At 70.3% G+C, this 16,665-nt stretch carries 14 protein-coding genes; 6 read left to right on the forward strand and 8 right to left on the reverse strand.

Going from position 1 to position 16,665, the window contains the following annotated elements; translation table 11 throughout:
- Nucleotides 1-242 precede the first annotated feature (242 nt).
- Complete coding sequence (locus ABJF88_06480; protein MEP0546559.1) at nucleotides 243-2,456, reverse strand: penicillin acylase family protein; 2,214 nt, start codon at nucleotides 2,454-2,456, stop codon at nucleotides 243-245.
- 133 nt (nucleotides 2,457-2,589) lie between these two features.
- Here ABJF88_06480 and ABJF88_06485 point away from each other — a divergent pair, with 133 nt between their 5' ends.
- From ABJF88_06485 to ABJF88_06495, 3 genes are all read left to right on the forward strand, one after another.
- Nucleotides 2,590-3,807 carry a M20 family metallopeptidase gene (locus ABJF88_06485; protein ID MEP0546560.1) on the forward strand — a complete coding sequence of 406 codons (1,218 nt, stop codon included), beginning with the start codon at nucleotides 2,590-2,592 and terminating at the stop codon, nucleotides 3,805-3,807.
- A gap of 94 nt (nucleotides 3,808-3,901) precedes the next feature.
- Nucleotides 3,902-4,477, forward strand: a complete 576-nt coding sequence (locus tag ABJF88_06490; GenBank protein MEP0546561.1) for an ECF-type sigma factor — start codon at nucleotides 3,902-3,904, stop codon at nucleotides 4,475-4,477.
- An 8-nt stretch (nucleotides 4,478-4,485) separates the two neighbouring features.
- On the forward strand, nucleotides 4,486-7,110 hold the full coding sequence (locus ABJF88_06495) for a serine/threonine-protein kinase (GenBank protein ID MEP0546562.1): 2,625 nt from the start codon (nucleotides 4,486-4,488) through the stop codon (nucleotides 7,108-7,110).
- 2 nt (nucleotides 7,111-7,112) lie between these two features.
- On the opposite strand, the gene ABJF88_06500 is transcribed toward ABJF88_06495, so the two are convergent.
- Nucleotides 7,113-8,327: a hypothetical protein gene (locus ABJF88_06500; protein MEP0546563.1), complete on the reverse strand. Its 1,215-nt coding sequence runs from the start codon at nucleotides 8,325-8,327 to the stop codon at nucleotides 7,113-7,115.
- A gap of 184 nt (nucleotides 8,328-8,511) precedes the next feature.
- Between ABJF88_06500 and ABJF88_06505 the strand changes: the two genes are divergently transcribed.
- Complete coding sequence (locus ABJF88_06505; protein MEP0546564.1) at nucleotides 8,512-9,207, forward strand: DUF2461 domain-containing protein; 696 nt, start codon at nucleotides 8,512-8,514, stop codon at nucleotides 9,205-9,207.
- Entirely contained in the window at nucleotides 9,207-9,773 is a 567-nt protein-coding gene (locus ABJF88_06510; protein MEP0546565.1) for a hypothetical protein, read from the forward strand. The genes ABJF88_06505 and ABJF88_06510 overlap by 1 nt, the downstream gene beginning before the upstream one ends.
- 71 nt (nucleotides 9,774-9,844) lie before the next feature.
- Here the strand turns inward: ABJF88_06510 and ABJF88_06515 are convergent, their stop codons facing one another.
- Nucleotides 9,845-10,210, reverse strand: a complete 366-nt coding sequence (locus ABJF88_06515; GenBank protein ID MEP0546566.1) for a nuclear transport factor 2 family protein — start codon at nucleotides 10,208-10,210, stop codon at nucleotides 9,845-9,847.
- Between the two features lie 180 nt (nucleotides 10,211-10,390).
- Here ABJF88_06515 and ABJF88_06520 point away from each other — a divergent pair, with 180 nt between their 5' ends.
- The gene (locus ABJF88_06520; GenBank protein ID MEP0546567.1) at nucleotides 10,391-11,050 is read left to right on the forward strand and encodes a hypothetical protein; all 660 of its coding nucleotides are present in this window, start codon (nucleotides 10,391-10,393) and stop codon (nucleotides 11,048-11,050) included.
- Nucleotides 11,051-11,135: 85 nt separating this feature from the next.
- Here ABJF88_06520 and ABJF88_06525 read toward each other — a convergent pair whose 3' ends face one another.
- The 5 genes from ABJF88_06525 to ABJF88_06545 form a co-directional block, all read right to left on the reverse strand.
- Nucleotides 11,136-11,405 (reverse strand): NifU family protein, encoded by a 270-nt coding sequence (locus ABJF88_06525; GenBank protein ID MEP0546568.1) that lies wholly within the window; start codon nucleotides 11,403-11,405, stop codon nucleotides 11,136-11,138.
- 92 nt (nucleotides 11,406-11,497) lie between these two features.
- Nucleotides 11,498-12,604 (reverse strand): Mrp/NBP35 family ATP-binding protein, encoded by a 1,107-nt coding sequence (locus tag ABJF88_06530; GenBank protein MEP0546569.1) that lies wholly within the window; start codon nucleotides 12,602-12,604, stop codon nucleotides 11,498-11,500.
- 157 nt (nucleotides 12,605-12,761) lie between these two features.
- Nucleotides 12,762-13,685, reverse strand: coding sequence for an exopolyphosphatase (locus ABJF88_06535; GenBank protein MEP0546570.1), 924 nt, complete (start codon nucleotides 13,683-13,685; stop codon nucleotides 12,762-12,764).
- 139 nt (nucleotides 13,686-13,824) lie between these two features.
- Nucleotides 13,825-14,670 carry a 50S ribosomal protein L11 methyltransferase gene (prmA, locus tag ABJF88_06540; protein MEP0546571.1) on the reverse strand — a complete coding sequence of 282 codons (846 nt, stop codon included), beginning with the start codon at nucleotides 14,668-14,670 and terminating at the stop codon, nucleotides 13,825-13,827.
- Between the two features lie 39 nt (nucleotides 14,671-14,709).
- Nucleotides 14,710-16,632 (reverse strand): hypothetical protein, encoded by a 1,923-nt coding sequence (locus ABJF88_06545; protein ID MEP0546572.1) that lies wholly within the window; start codon nucleotides 16,630-16,632, stop codon nucleotides 14,710-14,712.
- Nucleotides 16,633-16,665 lie beyond the last annotated feature (33 nt).

The following is a 16,665-nucleotide window of genomic DNA, read 5'->3' on the forward strand; positions in this document are numbered from 1 at the left end:
TGCCGGATCGGGAGAGGGGACGGGCGGGGCCAAAGATAGACGCCGGACCGCGAGCGGCGAGTGCCTAGCCGCCCGTTCCAGCGCCGTATGAAGCGGATTTCTCAAACGCCGGCCCCCGCCGCCACGCTTGCATTCGCTCGCAAGCTCGCTCATGCTTCACGGAGCGGGGGGTCCCACAACGCGACGCGCCCCCGGCTCACGGAGTAGCCGGGGGCGCGTCGTGCATTTCAGGGCGCTCTCGGTCAGCGCACGACGGTCAGCTTCCGCGCCTGCGTCGTGCCGTCGGCGGTGAGGCGGACGAAGTAGACGCCGCTCGGGAGGCCCGACGCATCGAACGCCGCCGACTGGGAGCCCGCCGCCTGCGGCCCGTCCGCCAGCACGGCCACAGTCCGCCCGAGCACGTCGATCACCTCAATGCGTGCGGTGCCGCTCTCGGGCATCTCGAAGCGCACGGTGAGCCCGTCGGCCGTGAGCGGGTTCGGGTAGAGCACGCCGAGCGACGGCGTCTCGCCCGGTGTGGCGCCCGTCTCGTTCGCCACCGGGTTTGCCCCGAGAAAGAGAAAGGGCTTCATCTCGTACGTCTGGTAGAGCGGCCACTGGTCGGCGATGTGCGGGCTCGGTTGGCCGACCGAGTTGAAGAAGGCGCTCTGTCCGGGCGGGACCATGTTCTCCGCGCGGCTCCCATTCTCCGCGAACTGCAGGAGCTGCTGGTACGTGCCCGGGTACTCCCGCGCGTCGATCACCGCGTGGATCCCCTTCATCTCATCGAAGGCGAGCGGCACTTCCTGCGTCACAAACTCCTCAATGTCGAGCACGCCGTCGTAGCTCCGGCCGCCGGCGGGCGCCCACGGCATGATGTCGCCGTGATCCCACCAGACGGCGGGCTTGTTATTCCAGTTGACGTAGTAGCCCTGCGCCGGGTTGGCATCCTGCGGGAGGCTCCCGAAGTCGAGGATCCCATCCCACTCCTGCGAGCCGTCGCCGAGGAGCGGGAGGCGCGGGTCGGCCCCATCCGGACGATCGGGATAGCGGCCGACGTGCCAGAAGTTGATGTTCTGGTCCTTGTCGGCATGGAAGAAATTGAACGAGACCGGGACAATCTCGAGTGCCGCCTCGGCCTCGCCCACGCTCTCCGCTTTCCAGATGTCGTAGAACGCCGTCGCCATGTCGAGTTCACGGCTCCAGAACGTGTACTGCCACGTGAAAGCCTGCTGGTTGTCGAGGTCCGTCGCGTAGACCGGCCCGTGAACGGAGCGGTGGTGCGTGAACTCGATCGGCGCACCGCCGAGGACGTTGATCGTCTCCGTGATGACGTCGTAGTCCACGAACGATCCGTCGTACAGATAGCGAGAGAGCGTGTTGTCCTCGGTCGTCTCGACGAACGTGTCGACGTTGTCCGATACGCCGCTCGTGAGGGTCCACGCACGGTCCGCGGTGCGACCGATGATGATGCCCGGAATACCCGGCACCGTCATCCCCGCCACGTGCAACTCGGGATCGTCCACCGAGCCGACGAGGAGTTCGGACTCCCACGTCACGGCCCGGCCCGTCGCCCCCGGCCCCGTCACGCTCGGCACACCCATCTGCGGCGCCCCGAGCAGCATCACGTCGCCGGACACCGACTGGCTCCCGCCGATGAGCGCCGCGTACGACCCGAACTTGCGCGGCACGCCGATCTCATCGTAGAGCCGCTCCACCGCTTCGCGCCGCGCCGCGACGGCCTCGTGGAGCGCCGGGTCGACGGACGGCCCGCGGTACGTCACCGTCGCCGGGGCGGGCAGCGCCGCTGTGCCAGCAGGGATCGTCGTAGGCGCCGTCGGGTCGTTGATCGGGCGGTTCTCATCGAACCACGCCTGGCCGTTGGCTTCGAGTTCGGCGAGGCGGTCCAATTCTGCGCCGCCCGCTTCGCCGAACCGACGGATGAAGAACTGCGTCACCGCCACCAGCTTATCGGTGTCCCACGGCTCAGCGCCGAGCGCCGAGAGCGGGAACTGCGTGTACTCGACGGGCAGGTAGACGTCCGGATTGGCGACCGTCGAGTCGATGTATGCGTTGACGCCGTCGCGGAAACCGAGCATCATCGTCTGGATCCGGTCGGGGAGCGCCTCGAACTGCGTCTGGCGCTCGGCAGGCGTGTAAAACAGTGTCCGCGCCTGCTGGTCCGCGCCGACACCCGCCGCGCCGATCAGTTCGGAGAGCCGACCCGTCGAGGAGCGCCAGAACGTCTCCATCTGGAAAAGCCGGTCCTGCGCTACGGCGAAGCCCTGCCCGAAGAACACGGCGGCCTCGGTCTCGGCGGTGATGTGCGGCACGCCGAAGTCGTCACGGTCGATCGTGACCGTCGTGCCGTCGGGGGCTTCGAGGGTGAGGTCCTGCGCGGCCTGGGCCTGCGCGGTGACGAGCGGGGCGCATCCTATCAGCAGGACGGCGAGGAATCGGACGTAGCGGTTGGGCATGGGGATGGGGAAAGTGGAAGAGGAGGAACGGCGTTAACCGTAACTTAACATGGCCGAAAGCGGTTCCAGGTCCTCCCCCGCCGCCGCTCGGATCGGTGTAGCTTGCGGCCTCCGCCCTTCCCTGCCCGCGCCGATGAAAGACCGCATCCGCTCCCTCAACGCCGACCTCTTCGACGACATCGTCGCCACGCGCCGGGCGCTCCACCGCCGTCCCGAACTCGCCTTCGAAGAGCACGAGACCGCCGCGCTCGTCGCCGAGACGCTCGGTGGGCTCGACGGCGTGGCCGTGCAGACGGGCGTGGCGAAGACCGGCGTCGTCGCGACGATCCACGGCGCGAAGCCCGGACCCACGCTCGCGCTTCGCGCGGACATGGACGCCCTCCCCATTCAGGAGCAAAACGACTTCGACTTCGCCTCGGAGCACGACGGCAAAATGCACGCCTGTGGGCACGACGCGCACACGGCCTCGCTCCTCGGCACGGCGCGGATCCTCCACGCGATCCGCGACGAGCTGAGCGGGAGCGTCCGCCTCCTCTTTCAGCCTTCGGAGGAGAAAATCCCCGGCGGCGCGTCCGTAATGATCGAAGCCGGCGCGCTCGACGCCGACGTGCCCGAAGCCGGAGCGCCGGCCCCGACGGAGATCGTCGGGCAGCACGTCTTCCCGAGCCTGCCCGCCGGCACGATCGGCATCCGCAGCGGCGATTTCATGGCGAGCGCCGACGAGGTCTACCTTACGATTCGCGGCGAGGGCGGCCATGCCGCCGCGCCCCACGCCCTCCGCGCCGACGCCGTGCTCGTGCAGGCCCACATCCTCACCGCGCTCCAGAGCGTCATCAGCCGCAACTCCCCGCCCGACGTGCCGAGCGTGCTCTCGTTCGGCAAGATCACGGCCGACGGCGCGACGAACGTGATCCCCGAAGTCGTCCGCATCGAGGGCACGTTCCGCGCGATGGACGAGGGCTGGCGCTCGAAGGCGCACGACCTCATCCGCCGCGTCGCCGAAGGGACCGCCGCCGCGTTCGGCGCGACGTGCGAGGTCGAGATCGCCGTCGGCTACCCCGCGCTCACGAACGACCCCGACCTCGCGGCGGCCGTGCGTGCGGCGGCCGTGGACTACGTCGGCGCCGAGCGTGTGGTCGACCTCCCGCGGTGGTTCGCGTCGGAGGACTTCGCGTTCTACACGCAGCGGATGCCGGGCGCGTTCTACGTCCTCGGCGTGGGGAACGAGGCCGAGGGGATCACGCACGGGCTCCACACCCCGCGCTTCACGATCGACGAAGAGGCGTTGCGCGTCGGGCCGGGGTTCATGGCCTACCTCGCGTGGCGGCGCGGCACCGAAGCGACCGACTGAGCGAGAGACCCACGCCGAATGCGCCTGCTCCCGCGTTGATCCGCCAAGGGATACGCCCTATCATCGGGTCTCCTTCCTCCGACCCACCGTGGCTATGCCCTCCGCCTCCCGGCCCGACGTCACCCGGATCCTCGCCGAGGCCCGCGCCGGCGACCCCGCCGCGCTCGACCGCCTCCTCCCGATCCTCTACGACGAGCTCCATGCCCTCGCCCACCGCGAGCGCGGCCGGCGCGGCGCGGCCGAGACGCTCAGCACCACGGCCCTCGTCCACGAGGCCTACGAGAAGCTCGCCCGCGCCGACGGCGGCTGGAACGACCGCGCCCACTTCTTCCGCGTCGCTGCGCAGGCCATGCGGCAGGTGATCGTGGACTACGCCCGCGCCCAGCACGCCCAGAAACGCGGCGGCGGCCCGGCCCGCTCGCTCACGAACGTCCCCGCCCTCGGCCTCTCCATCGACGCCCGCGCCGACGACGTGCTCGCGCTCGACATGGCGCTCGACCGCCTCGCCGCGCTCGACCCCCGGCAGGGCGAGGTCGTCGAGCTCCGCTACTTCGCCGGGCTGACGGTGCCGGAGACGGCCGAGGTCCTCGACGTCTCACCCGCCACCGTCAAGCGGGCGTGGACGGCGGCGCGGGCGTGGCTCCACCGCGAGATTGGCGCGGCCGGCTGACGGAGCCTATGCCTACGCAAGACGACATCGACCGCTACCGCCGCGCGCAGGAACTCTTCCTCGACGCGCTCGACGTCCCGCCTGCGGAGCGCGCCGCCTGGCTCGACGAGGCCTGCGACAGCGACGAACTCCGGGCCGAGGTGGACTCGCTCCTCGCCGCCCACACCGAGCCCGGTCTCCTCGACAACGACCTCCACGACGCCGGGCTCCTGCCCGATGGCGAGCGGCCGGACCCGATGCTCGGCCGCACCGTCGGCCCGTGGCGGCTGGAGGCGCGGCTCGGCGTGGGCGGGATGGGCGCCGTCTACCGCGCCGTCCGCGACGACGGGCTCTACGAACGCGCCGTCGCCGTGAAGCTGCTGCGGCCCGGGGCCGACGCGCAGGCGCTCGGGCGACGGCTCCGCGGCGAGCGCCAGATCCTCGCCCGGCTCGAGCACCCGCACATCGCCCGGCTCTACGACGGCGGCATGACCGACGACGGCCTCCCCTTCCTCGTGCTCGAACTCGTCGACGGCGAGGAGCTCACGGCCTACGTCGAGCGCCGGCAGCCGAGCGTGGACGAGCGGATCGCGCTCTTCCTCGACGTATGCGATGCCGTGGCCTACGCCCACCGCAACCTCGTCGTCCACCGCGACCTCAAGCCGTCGAACATCCTCGTCACGGCCGACGGCGAGGTGAAGCTGCTCGACTTCGGCATCGCCCGGCTGGTCGAGGCCGACGACGCGGACGAGCGAACCCGGACGGTCGGTGCGTTCCTGACGCCGGCCTACGCCGCGCCCGAGCAGGTCCGCGGCGAGCCCGTCACCACGGCGACCGACGTCTACGCGCTCGGCGTCGTCCTCTACGAGTTGCTCGCGGGCCAGCGCCCCTACGACCTCACCGGGCGGTCGGCGAGCGAGATCGAGCGGGCCGTCTGCCTCACGCTCCCGACGAAGCCCTCGGCGACGATCCGCGACGCGGCCTACGCCGGGCGCGCCGAGCCCGCCGCCCGCCTGCGGGGCGACCTCGACACGATCGTGCTGAAGGCGCTCGCGAAAGAGCCCACCGTGCGGTACCCCAGCGCCGAAGCCTTCGCCGACGACCTCCAGCGCCACCTCGGCGGGCTCCCGGTCCGCGCCCGCCCCGCCACGGCCGGCTACCGCACGCGGAAGTTCATCCAGCGTCACCGGACTGGCGTCGCCGCCGGAGCCCTCGCCGTCGTCGCCCTCCTCGTCGGCCTCGGCATGGCGGTGTGGCAGGGCCGCGTGGCGAGCACGGAGGCGGCCAAGGCCGAGACGGTCAACGCGTTCCTGCTCGACATGCTCGCCTCGCCCGACCCGTACGCGGACGGGCGCGAGGTCCGCGTCGTGGACGTGCTAGACCGGACGCGGGACCGGGTCGAGGGGCAGTTCGAGGGCCAGCCCGCCGTCGAGGCCGCCGTGCGCCACACGCTCGGCGTGACCTACCACGAGCTCGGGCTCTACGACGAGGCCGAGGCGCACTTCCGCCGCGCGCTCGCCCTCCGCGAGCGCCTCCACGGCCCGCGCCACGCCGACGTCGCCGAGACGCAGGGCCGCCTCGCGCGCACGCTCCAGCGCCGGGGCGAGCACGTCCCCGCCGACTCCCTCTTCCGGCTCGCCCTCGGCACGGACCGCGCCCTCTTCGGCGACGAGCACACCCGCGTCGCCGGCCGCCTGAGCGACATGGGGACCGTGCTCTGGGAGCAGGGCGACTACGACGCCGCCGAGCCCTACCTCCGCGACGCGCTCGCCCTCGAAGAGCGCCTCCGCGGCCCCGCCCACGACGAGGTCGCGACCAACCTCGGCAACCTCGCCACGCTCCTCTCCGACCGGGGCGACAACGAGGAGGCCGAGCGGCTCTACCGCCGCGAGCTCGCCATCCTCCGCGCCAACCACGGCGACGACCACCCCGGCATCCCGCAGGCCCTCTCCCACATCGCCATCATCCGCGACGACCTCGAGGACCACGCCGAGGCCGAGGCCCTCCACACCGAGGCCCTCGCGCTCTTCCGCCGCCTCAAAGGCGACGATCACCCCGACGTCGGGTACGCGATGAACAACCTCGCCTCGGTCAAGGCCAACCTCGGCGACCTCGACGCGGCCGTCGCGCTCCAGAGCGAGGCCGCCGCACTCTACGAGGCCGCGCTCGGCCCGGACCACCCGAACCTCGGCATCCAGTACAACAACATCGCCTCCGTGCAACGGCAGCAGGGCGACATCGCCGGAGCCGAGGCCGCTTACCGCCGCGCCGTCGAGATCTGGCAGGCCGGGCTCTCCCCGGACCACCCGTACCTCGGCTACGGGCTCTCCAACCTCGGGGCCGTGCTGCTCGCGCAGGATCGCCCGCGCGAGGCGCTCCCGCTGTTGCGCGAAGCCCACGCGATCCGCGTCGCCCTCCTCCCCCCCGACAACCCCGAGCGGGCCAACACCGCGAGCATCCTCGGCGCCGCGCTCAGCGATCTCGGTGACGTCGCCGAGGCCGAGTCCCTCCTCGTTGCGTCCTACGAGGTGCTCCACGAGGCGCTCGGCGCGGGCCACACGATGACGGCACGGGCAGCCGAGCGCCTCGCCGACTTCTTCCGAACGCAGGGCCGGCCGGGCGAGGCGGCCCGGCTGGAAGAGAGCGGCGGCTAGGCCTACCAGTCCCCCCCGTCGTAGCCACCCTGGTCGTACACGTCGTCGAGATCCGTGGCCTGGTTGTACTGCAACGCGTCCGGGTTGTCGTAGCCCTGCGATCCGACCACATTCCCGCTCGGATCGGTCCAATAGGTGTTGTAGCCACTCTCCGCTCCGTAGATCGACTGGCCGGCCTGGGCGTCGTAGAGGTCCACGGTCCCGTTGATCTCGTTGATGGTGCGGCGGTGCATCTCGTCGCTGGAGCGCTGCGTGTTCTGCCACGACTGCATCTGCATGTCAGCGACCTGACTGTTGCTCCGGTAAACCTGCTGCGAGGCGTCGAACGCAGCCTGGTTCGATGCCATCCGCTGTTGATGTGCGTTGAACGCCGCCTGGTTGCTCGCCATGCGCTGCTGATGCTGCGTGGCCTGCCGCTGCATCGCGGCTTGGTTGATTTGCTCCATCCGCTGCTCGAACGCCGGGTTGTGCTGGAAGCCGTTGGCGATCTGCGCGTTGAGCCGGAGCGTCGCGGCGGCGCGGTCGGCCGGGCTGAGGATGACGGACGCGACCACCACGCCCATCCCGGCCATCTGCGGCGACGTCCAGTGCAGCACATGCACGGCGCCCTCCACCGGCCCCCGGTCGGACTGCGCGCGGAGGGGTGCTTCGAAGCCTTCGATGCGGAAGCCCATCTGCTGCGCCTTCGCGGCGGCCCGCTGGAACGGGCGCAAACGTTCCAACCGCTCGCTGCGCTGCAAGCTGCCGATGGAGACGTTGCCGACTTCCCCCTGCGCGCCTTGCATCGCGAGGCCGCGCCACGTCTGCTCGAAGCCGGCACCCGTCATCGGGCCGTAGTTGGCGGGGCGGAGGCCGCGGATCAACTCGCCGTTCGGCCCCCGGATGTCGAGCCGGTAGCGGGCGGGCTGCCCCGTGTTCGGGTCGGTGGCGACGTCCTGCTGGAGCTGCCAGCCGGCGGGAATCATGTACGTGCCCTGCGCTATCTGCAGGCCCCGGTCCACGATCACTACCGGCTGCGTTCCGCCGTCCGGTGTCGGCGCGGAAATCTCTTGACCGAAAGCGCCGGGAGCTTCGGCGTAGGCGTCGTCGGATGCGAAGGAGTCGTCGGAGGTCATGGCTTCGTCGGCGTAATCATCGTACGAGTCGGACGAGCTGCCACAGGCGGCGAGGGCGAGGGGCGCGAGCAGGAGCGCGGCGACGAGCAGAGGGCGGGACATGGGGCGTGCTGGTTTCGAGGTCAGGAGGTGCCGTTCCCTCCTATTAACGGGAACGCTCGTCGAGCCGGCTCATCGGCCGCGGGCTCTCGAAGGGCGCAGCCGCGTCCGTTCTTCGACCTCCCACTGACACGCCGTCTGCACCGCCGCCTGCTATCTTCCGCTCCCCCCAACCGCCCCACTCCCGATGCTCCACGCCGACCTCCCGCCCTTCCCCGGATTCCGCGAAGAGGGCCTCCAGTTCCTCCGCGACCTCAAGCAGCACAACGAGCGCGAGTGGTTCAAGCCGCGCAAGCAGACGTTCGAGGACGAGATCCTCTGGCCCTTCCAGTGTCTCGTCGCCGATTTCACCCGCCGCGCGCGCGCCGCCGGCCTCCCCCTCTCTGGCGACCCGAAGCGCTCCATCTTCCGGATCTACCGCGACACGCGGTTCTCGAAGAACAAGCAGCCGTACAAGACGCACGTCGGCGCCGTGCTCTCGCGGAGCGGCGGGCGAGGGGAACAGGGCTCGGTCTACGTCCACGTCGAGCCGGGGGCCTCGTTCATCGCGGGGGGCTTCTGGCGGCCCGAGACCGACCTCATGCGCCGCTGGCGCAACCGGATGATGGCCGACCCGGGCGGGTTCCTGGAGATGACCGAGCAGATGGAGGCCGCCGGCCACCCCGTCGAGGTCGAGGAGTCGTACAAGCGGATGCCGCGTGGCAGCGAGGGCTTCGCCGACACCGACCTCGAACACTGGCTGAAGGCGAAGTCGCTCGTTGCCGTGCAGCCGGTCGCGGATGAGGAGTTGATGCGTCCGGCCTTCACCGAGACCCTCCTCGCGGCGGCCCGGACGATGGAGCCGCTGCTGGCGTTCGGGTGGGACGCGCTGGAGCCGGCCTGATGCCGCGCCTCGCTCGCGTCCTGCTCGTCCTCGCCGCCGCAGCGCTGGCGGCGTGCGGTGGCGTGCGCGAAGTGAGGACGCAGGCGCCGCGCCCGGCCGTCGTCGTGCCCGATACCGCGAGCGCGCCCGACCGTACGGCCCTCGCGGTGACCCTCGTCGTCGCTGACTCGATGCCGGCGGACGTGACGGCGCTTCGCCTCCGCGTCACCGCGCTGTGGCTGCGTCCAGCCGGAGGGGACTGGCAGAAGCGGCCCGTCGACCGCGGCGCGGTGGAAAGCGGAGGGCCGCCCGTCCGCCTCCTCGCCGCCGACGTGCCGCGCCGCCGCTACGACTCGCTCGCCGTCGTCCTCGCCGAGCCGTTCGTCACGTTCGGCCCGAACGCCGGGGGACCGCTCACCCTCGCCGACAGCGGGCTCGTCCGCGTGCCACTCGTCCTCGACCTCCTCAGCCGGAGCCGCGCCGACCTCCGCCTCCGGCTCGACCCCGCCGCCTCGCTCGCCCGCGATTCCACCGGGGCGTGGCGATTCCGGCCGCGCCTCGCGGTGTCGAACACCGCGCAGGACTGACGCGCATCGACGCACGGAGCCCCGGCCGTCGCGGAGACAGCCGGGGCTTACAAGCGCAGAGGCATCGGGGCTCAGGCGTGGTAGAACGTCTCTTTCACGATCTGCCCGTCCTTCCACTCCTGCACGGCGACCTGCTCCAGGCGCGTGTCATTGCCGTAGGCGGAATGGTCGAAGTGCATGAACCACTCCGTGAAGGCGGTGCCGCTGCCCTCGCCGGTTTCGTGCACGGCAGAGCTTTTGATTTCGGCCCCGTGGAAGGCCGTGATGCCGCCGACGAACTGCTTCTCGTGCTCGCGGTTGCGGTCCTTGCCGCGGCGGTGGTCCTGGTTGTTGTCGCTCATCACGACGTCGTCGGCGTAGTACTTCTCGAACGCGCCGAGGATGTCGCCATCGAGGATCTGCTGGTTGAGGGCGTCGACTTTCTGGCGTAGGGACATGATTCGGGGAGGCTGGGTGGAGGAGGGTGGGCCTCATTAATTGTCACAACAAGTAAGTAGTTCCGCCTCCTCTTTGAATCTTCCCCACACCGCGTTATGTTGTGAGTCTGCCCCACTCTCGCACCGCGCTGCCTATTCCCCTTGCCACGGCTCCTCCCCCTCCACTCGACCCCCGGTGTCATGGCTCGCACGCTCCTCTCGCTCTTCGCTCTCGTTCTCCTGCTCCCCGGCTGTGACCTCTGGGACCACGGCGGCGAGACCCCCGACCGCCCCGCTCTCCTCCCCCTCGCTGAGGGCACGGAATGGGCGATGGCCTTCACCCGCACGAACGCCGACGGCGAGGTCACCGAAGCGACGACGGACACGCTTCGCGTCGTGGGCAGCATCCGGGTCGAGGGCGAGCGGTGGGCCGAGATCACCTGCTCTCGCTCCCGCGCGACGTGCATCCCCGGCGGGTTCTACACCAACCGGGAGGACGGCGTCTGGAAGTGGGAAGGCCCCGACTCCGACGCAACTCCCTACCTCCTCTACAAGTATCCCGCCCGCGTCGGCGCGACGTACGAGCTGCCCGGCCCGACGAACTTCACCGTGACGGTGCTCGCGCAGAACGTGCCCGTAGAGACGCCCGCTGGCACCCTCCGCGCCTACCACTACGAGCTCGAGACCGACATGGTCTATGACTACCCGGTCCGCGAGGGCGACGGCCGGCTCGACCGGTTCCTCGTCCCCGGCCAGGGCTTCGCGTTCATCGGCTGCTCGTTCCTCCGCACGAACGACAGCGGTGAGCTTGTCCTCCATTCCCGGTTCGACTGGCAGTTGATTGACGTCCTCACGCCGTAGCAGACGGCGCCCGCGTAGAAATGACAAGCCCCGGCCGCCTGCATGGCGGCCGGGGCTTCGTACGTGTAGCGTTCGCGCGCGAGCGTCAGCTCATCGGGGCGGGCGTGACGGCCTCGACGCGGCTGATCTCGGGGATCGACCGCTTGAGCGCCTGCTCGATCCCGGCGCGGAGCGTCATCATGCTCATCGGGCACGTCCCGCACGCGCCGAGCAGTTCGAGCTCGACCACGAACTCGTCGGTGACGCTCTGGAGACGGACGGAGCCGCCGTCGGCCATGAGGTACGGGCGGATCTGGTCGAGGGTCTCCTCGATTCGCTGGTGGAGGGCCGGGTCGGTGTGGATCGTCTCAGGCATAGGGAGTGGCGGCTGGCGGAATCGGGGAGTATAACGCCGGAGAGGGCCGAAAGATCGCGCGGGGTCGCCCGCTTGGCAGCGAATTCGCGGGGTCAGCGGTAGAGGATCTCCACCTGCGGCGTCGGCGGGAGGTCGGCGTTGCGGATCGAGATCTGCTGCGCGGCGAGCTCGGCGATTCGGCGGAAGGCGCGGGCCGAGATGCTGTCCGGGTCTTTCTCGACGATTGGCGTGCCGTGGTCGCCGCTCTCGCGGAGGCTCTGCTCGATCGGGATCTCGCCGAGGAACGGGACGGCGATGTCCTCGGCGAGCCGGCGCGCGCCGCCCTCGCCGAAGAGGTAGTACTTCCGGTCCGGGAGGTCCGGCGGCGTGAAGTACGCCATGTTCTCGACGATCCCGAGGACCGGCACGTTGACGTTCCCGAACATCGCCACGCCCTTGCGGGCGTCCGCGAGCGCCACTTCCTGCGGCGTCGAGACGATGATGGCGCCCGTCAGCGGGACGGTCTGCACGATCGTGAGCTGGATGTCGCCCGTGCCGGGCGGGAGGTCGAGCACGAGATAGTCGAGGTCGCCCCACGCGGCGTCGTTGAGGAACTGGCGGACGGCGGACGAGACCATCGGGCCGCGCCACACGACGGCCTGCTTCTCATCGACGAGGAAGCCCATCGAGAGGAGCTTGACGCCGAACTTTTCGAGCGGGACGATCTTCCGGTCCTCGCCCACGCGCGGCTTCTCGCTGGCCGGGATGCCGAACATCGTCGGGACGGACGGGCCGTAGATGTCGGTGTCGACGAGCCCGACGGCCGCGCCGGTCTGCGCGAGCGCGACGGCGAGGTTCGCCGCGACCGTGCTCTTGCCGACGCCGCCTTTGCCACTCGCGACGGCGATGATGTTTTTGATCCCGCCCATCACCGGCGGCTGCCGGCCCGGCCCGGCCGCCGCGCCCGGCTTGCTCGTCACGTTCGAGGTCATATTGACCGTCACCTCCGCGTCGGCGTCGACGAGTTCGTGGACGGCCTTGACGCACGCGCCGCGGATCTGCTCTTTCAGCGGGCAGGCGGGCGTCGTGAGGATGACGGTGAACGTCACCCGCTTGCCGTCGACTTCGACGTCCTTCACCATGCCGAGGGTGACGAGGTCTTTGCCGAGGTCGGGCTCGATGACGTTCGAGAGCGCGTCGAGAACCTGTTCGCGAGTCATAGCTGCGGGATCAGAGGAAGCGTGCGGAGTGGGGCGGGAGTGCACGGCAGCGCCGGGCGCGGGTTCCCTCTAGAGGGAGACGAAGAGCGGAAGAGCCGAGGAGCGGAAGAGGTCAGCCCTCGCTCTCGCGCTCCGTAGCTCCTCGATTCGTCGTCTCCTAGCCTCCTCCCTCTGCCATCCACCGGAGGGCGAGGCCGTGGCGGAGGCCGCGCGGGCTCGGGCGGATCGCGTCGAACCCGAAGCGCCGCATGAACGCGTCGAGGATCAGCACGCCGGCGGCGTACACGTCGGCGCGGCCGGCGAGGAGCGCCGGGTCGAGCGCGAGCACGTCGTCGGCCGAGAGCGTCAGCAGGCGGTCGCGCCACGCGCGGACCGTCGCGGCATCGACCGGATCGGTGGGCGCGTCGGGGTGTTCGAGCGCGCCGAGCACGCGGACGGTGCCCGACGAGCCGAGGAGCGGCAGGCTGTTGTCCACGTCGAGCCCGGCGAACACGTCGGCGACGACCTCTTCGGCGCGGCCGATGGCGTAGTCCGACGGCGGCAACGTCGGGAAGCAGCGCTCCGTCAGCCGCACCGAGCCGATGTCCACGCTCACCCGCTCCGGCTCGCCCGCGTCAGCACGCCCGGTGACGACTTCGGTCGAGCCGCCGCCGATGTCGACGACGCACGCGGCGGCGAGGTCGGGGAAGGCGGAGCAGGCGGCGCGGAAGGTCCACAGCGCCTCCACGTCGCCCGAGATCATCTGATAGTCGAGGCCGAGCGCGCGGACGCGCTCCTTCAGTTCGTCGAGGTTCTGCGCATCGCGCGACGCGCTCGTCGCCCCGATTATGACGGTCTCGGCTCCGAACTCCTCGGCGCAGGCTCGGTAGTCCGTGAGCGCGGCGATCACCCGGCCGATGGCTTCGGGGGCGAGGCGTCGGTTCGCGTCCACGCCCTGCCCGAGCCGGACGTAGCGATCCTCTTCGTGGACGATGGATAGCTGCCCCTTCCCCACGTCGCCGATGAGCAAAAGGGCCGTGTTCGTCCCCACGTCTACCGTAGCGATGCGCGTCGTCGATTCCATGTCAGGCGTCCAATTCATTTGAGGCGATAGAAAAACATCTTTGTCATTGCGAGGAGCGCAGCGACGAAGCAATCTCCTCCGGTCTGCTAGAGTCGGGAGATTGCCACGTCGCTACGGGACAAGTCCCTCCGCTCCTCGCAATGACAGCTTTGGGTTGTCAGGCGTCCGATTTTTTAGTCACGATCAGGCTCCACCACTCGTTCTCCGTGGCCTCGTCGTAGAGCGCGAGCCCGGCGGCGTCAATCGAGGCGAGCAGCACGTCGCGGTCGGTTTGCAGCAGGCCGGCGAGCACAAGCCGCCCGTCCGGCGTCAGCTTCTCGGCGAAGCGGGGCATGAGGTCGAGCAGCACGTTCCGGTTGATGTTGGCGAAGACGAGGTCGAATGGCCCCTCCGGCACCACGTCGAGCCCGCCCTCGCGGACCTCGAAGCGGTCGCCGACACCGTTGAGCAGGGCGTTCTCCGTCGCGTTCACGCTCGCCCACGGGTCGATGTCGAAGCCGACGGCCGAGGCCGCGCCGAGCTTGAGCGCGGCGATGCCGAGCACGCCCGTGCCCGTCCCCGCATCGAGCACCGTTTCGCCGCCGTGCACGACAGCCGGTAGGAAGCCGAGCACGAGCCGCGTGCTCTCGTGGTAGCCCGTCCCGAAGCTCATCTTCGGGTCGATCTCCAGCAGCATCTTGTCGGCGTGTTCGGGCGGCACGTCAGCCCACGTCGGTTTGATCAGGAAGCGGCCGACGGCGAGCGGGCGAATCGTCTCCTCCCACTGCGCGTTCCAGTTCTCCTCGCTGACGATCCGCTCCTCGATGGCGACGGGCAGGTCGTGGGCGAGGAGCCAGTGCTCGATGGCCTCGCGGCGGACGTCGCTCCAGCGCCCCGCCGGGGCGTAGGCCTTGAGGAGGTCGTCGTCCTGCTCGAAGCTCTCGAAGTCGAGGTCGGTCAGCTCGGCGATGAGGAATTCGTGATAGCGATCCGGGACGCGGAGGACCAGTTCGAGCGTTTTCATGCAGGGGCAGAGGACGAAGAGAGCGAGGTGAGTCTGCCCCTACGCCTCGGACACCGTCGTGTTCGCTTCCTCAGGCGGGGCCGGCGGCGCGGGCGGCGGCGGCGCACCATCCGCCCGCTCGACGACGATGCCCCACGCGCCTGGATCGACGGGCGAGCCCTGGCTGAAGTCGCCGAAGGCGTGGGAGTCGTCCGTCTGGAAGTGGACGGTGTAGGTCCCCGCCGGGAGCGTGACCGTCCCCTTGAATTGCCGGTTCTTGCGCGAGCCGCCAGCGGACTCCGTGTTCGAGCGCGTCATCTCCCACACGAGATCGTTCGCGCGCTCGTCGATGATCCAGCCGTAGTCGTAGCGGTCGGTGAGGAGGATCTCGCCGACGGCGTAGATGCGGAGCGTCGTCTCTTCGTCGAGCGTGAAGGTGCGCGCGACCTCCTCGCCGTTGCGCAGGGGCGCGAGGCGGACGGGGAGCGCGCCGTCCGGGCTCCGTGGAGGCGTCGGACCGTAGTCATACCCTTCGCGCTCGCTGCTCCGCGCCACCTCGATGCCGGGCACCTCGCCGTCGAGGGCGAAGAGCGTGACGCCCCACCGCTCGGGGTGGTCCGGCGGGTCGCCGCGCCAGCGCGCGGGGCTGTGCGAGTCGTCGGAGGCGAAGTGGAGGGTGTACGTCGCGGGCGGGAGGACGAAGCTGGCCTCTTCGACGCGGTTCCGCTTCTCGCCGCCGGCGTGGTGGGTCTCGTCGTAGTCCATCTCCCACACCGTCCCGTTCCCGTCGCGGATCAGCCAGGCGTGGTCGTAGGGGTCGCCGCGCCGCATCTCGCCGAGGGCGTAGGCCCAGACGCGGAGCGAGTCGTCGAGGGTAAACGTGGCCGTTTCGAGTGCGTCGTCGCCCACGCCCGTCATCTCGACGACCTTCGGCAGTTGGGTCCACGGGTCGAAGGGGGCGACGCGGTCCGGGGTGTCGGTGTAAAGGTAGAGCCCCCACGCGGCCGGGTCGAGCGGGGGGTTCGCCGTCCACCCGTCGGCGTCGTGGGAGCCGTCGGTCTCGAAGGCGGCGCGGTAGAGGCCGGGGGCGAGGTCGATCGTCCCCTGGTAGCGGCGATTCTTGATCGAGCCGCCGGCCCACTCGGTGTTCTCCTCCGTCATCTCCCAGACGCGCTCACCCGTCGCGAGGTCGTCGATCCAGCCGTAGTCCGTCGCGCCTCGGTAGAGTTCGCCGGTGGCCGCGATGCGGAGGGATGCCGGGTCCGTCACCTTGAACGTGTAGACGAGGCGGTCGCCGCCCCGCACGGATGAGATGGACGTGCTCCCATTTCCAATCGTGATGGTGTGGGAGCCGCTGCTACGCCGCCCCGCCGGCCCACCGGCCCAGAGCAGGTCCGCTCCGGCCGGCGCGGTGTTCCGCTCATCGCTCCCCGTGAGGCGCTCGGCGACCGCGGCATCGGCGGGGTCCACGAGGTCGAGGCGGAAGGCCCACTTGCTCTGGTCGGACTCCCACGCGCGGTTGCCGAAGCGGAGCAGGCCCGTCATCCACTCCCCTACCGACTCCGCCTGCTCGACGGGCCGCAGCGGGTCGCCGAAGGTCGCGAAGTAGGCGTCGTAGGTCCCGGCGTCGAGCGTGATCGTATCGGCGACGATGGCGAGCGTGCCGCGCGGGCGGCTCGCCAGCTTCGGCGTCATCTGCCAGACGACGGCGCGGTCCTCGCGGCGGACGATCCAGCCGTAGGCCGCGAGGGCGGAGTCCGTCTCGAACGAGCCGACGGCCGCGATGGCGAGTTGGACGGGCTGCGCGAGGCGGAACGCGTCGTGGCGGAGCCGGTCCTCGTCCCACCCCCCGCCGAAGTCGACGAAGTTGCCGTGGTCCTCGTGGCTGGAACAGGACCGCACGACGAAGGCCACGGCGAGGCCGAAGAGGGTGACAAGGAGGAGTCGGGAGACGCCGCGCTGCGTCATACGTGGGGAGGGCACGGTGGGAGAACGTTAAAGCGCCGGAAGGGAGCG

This window comes from Rhodothermales bacterium (assembly GCA_039944855.1).
In the GTDB taxonomy this organism is placed as follows: domain Bacteria; phylum Bacteroidota; class Rhodothermia; order Rhodothermales; family JANQRZ01; genus JBBSMX01.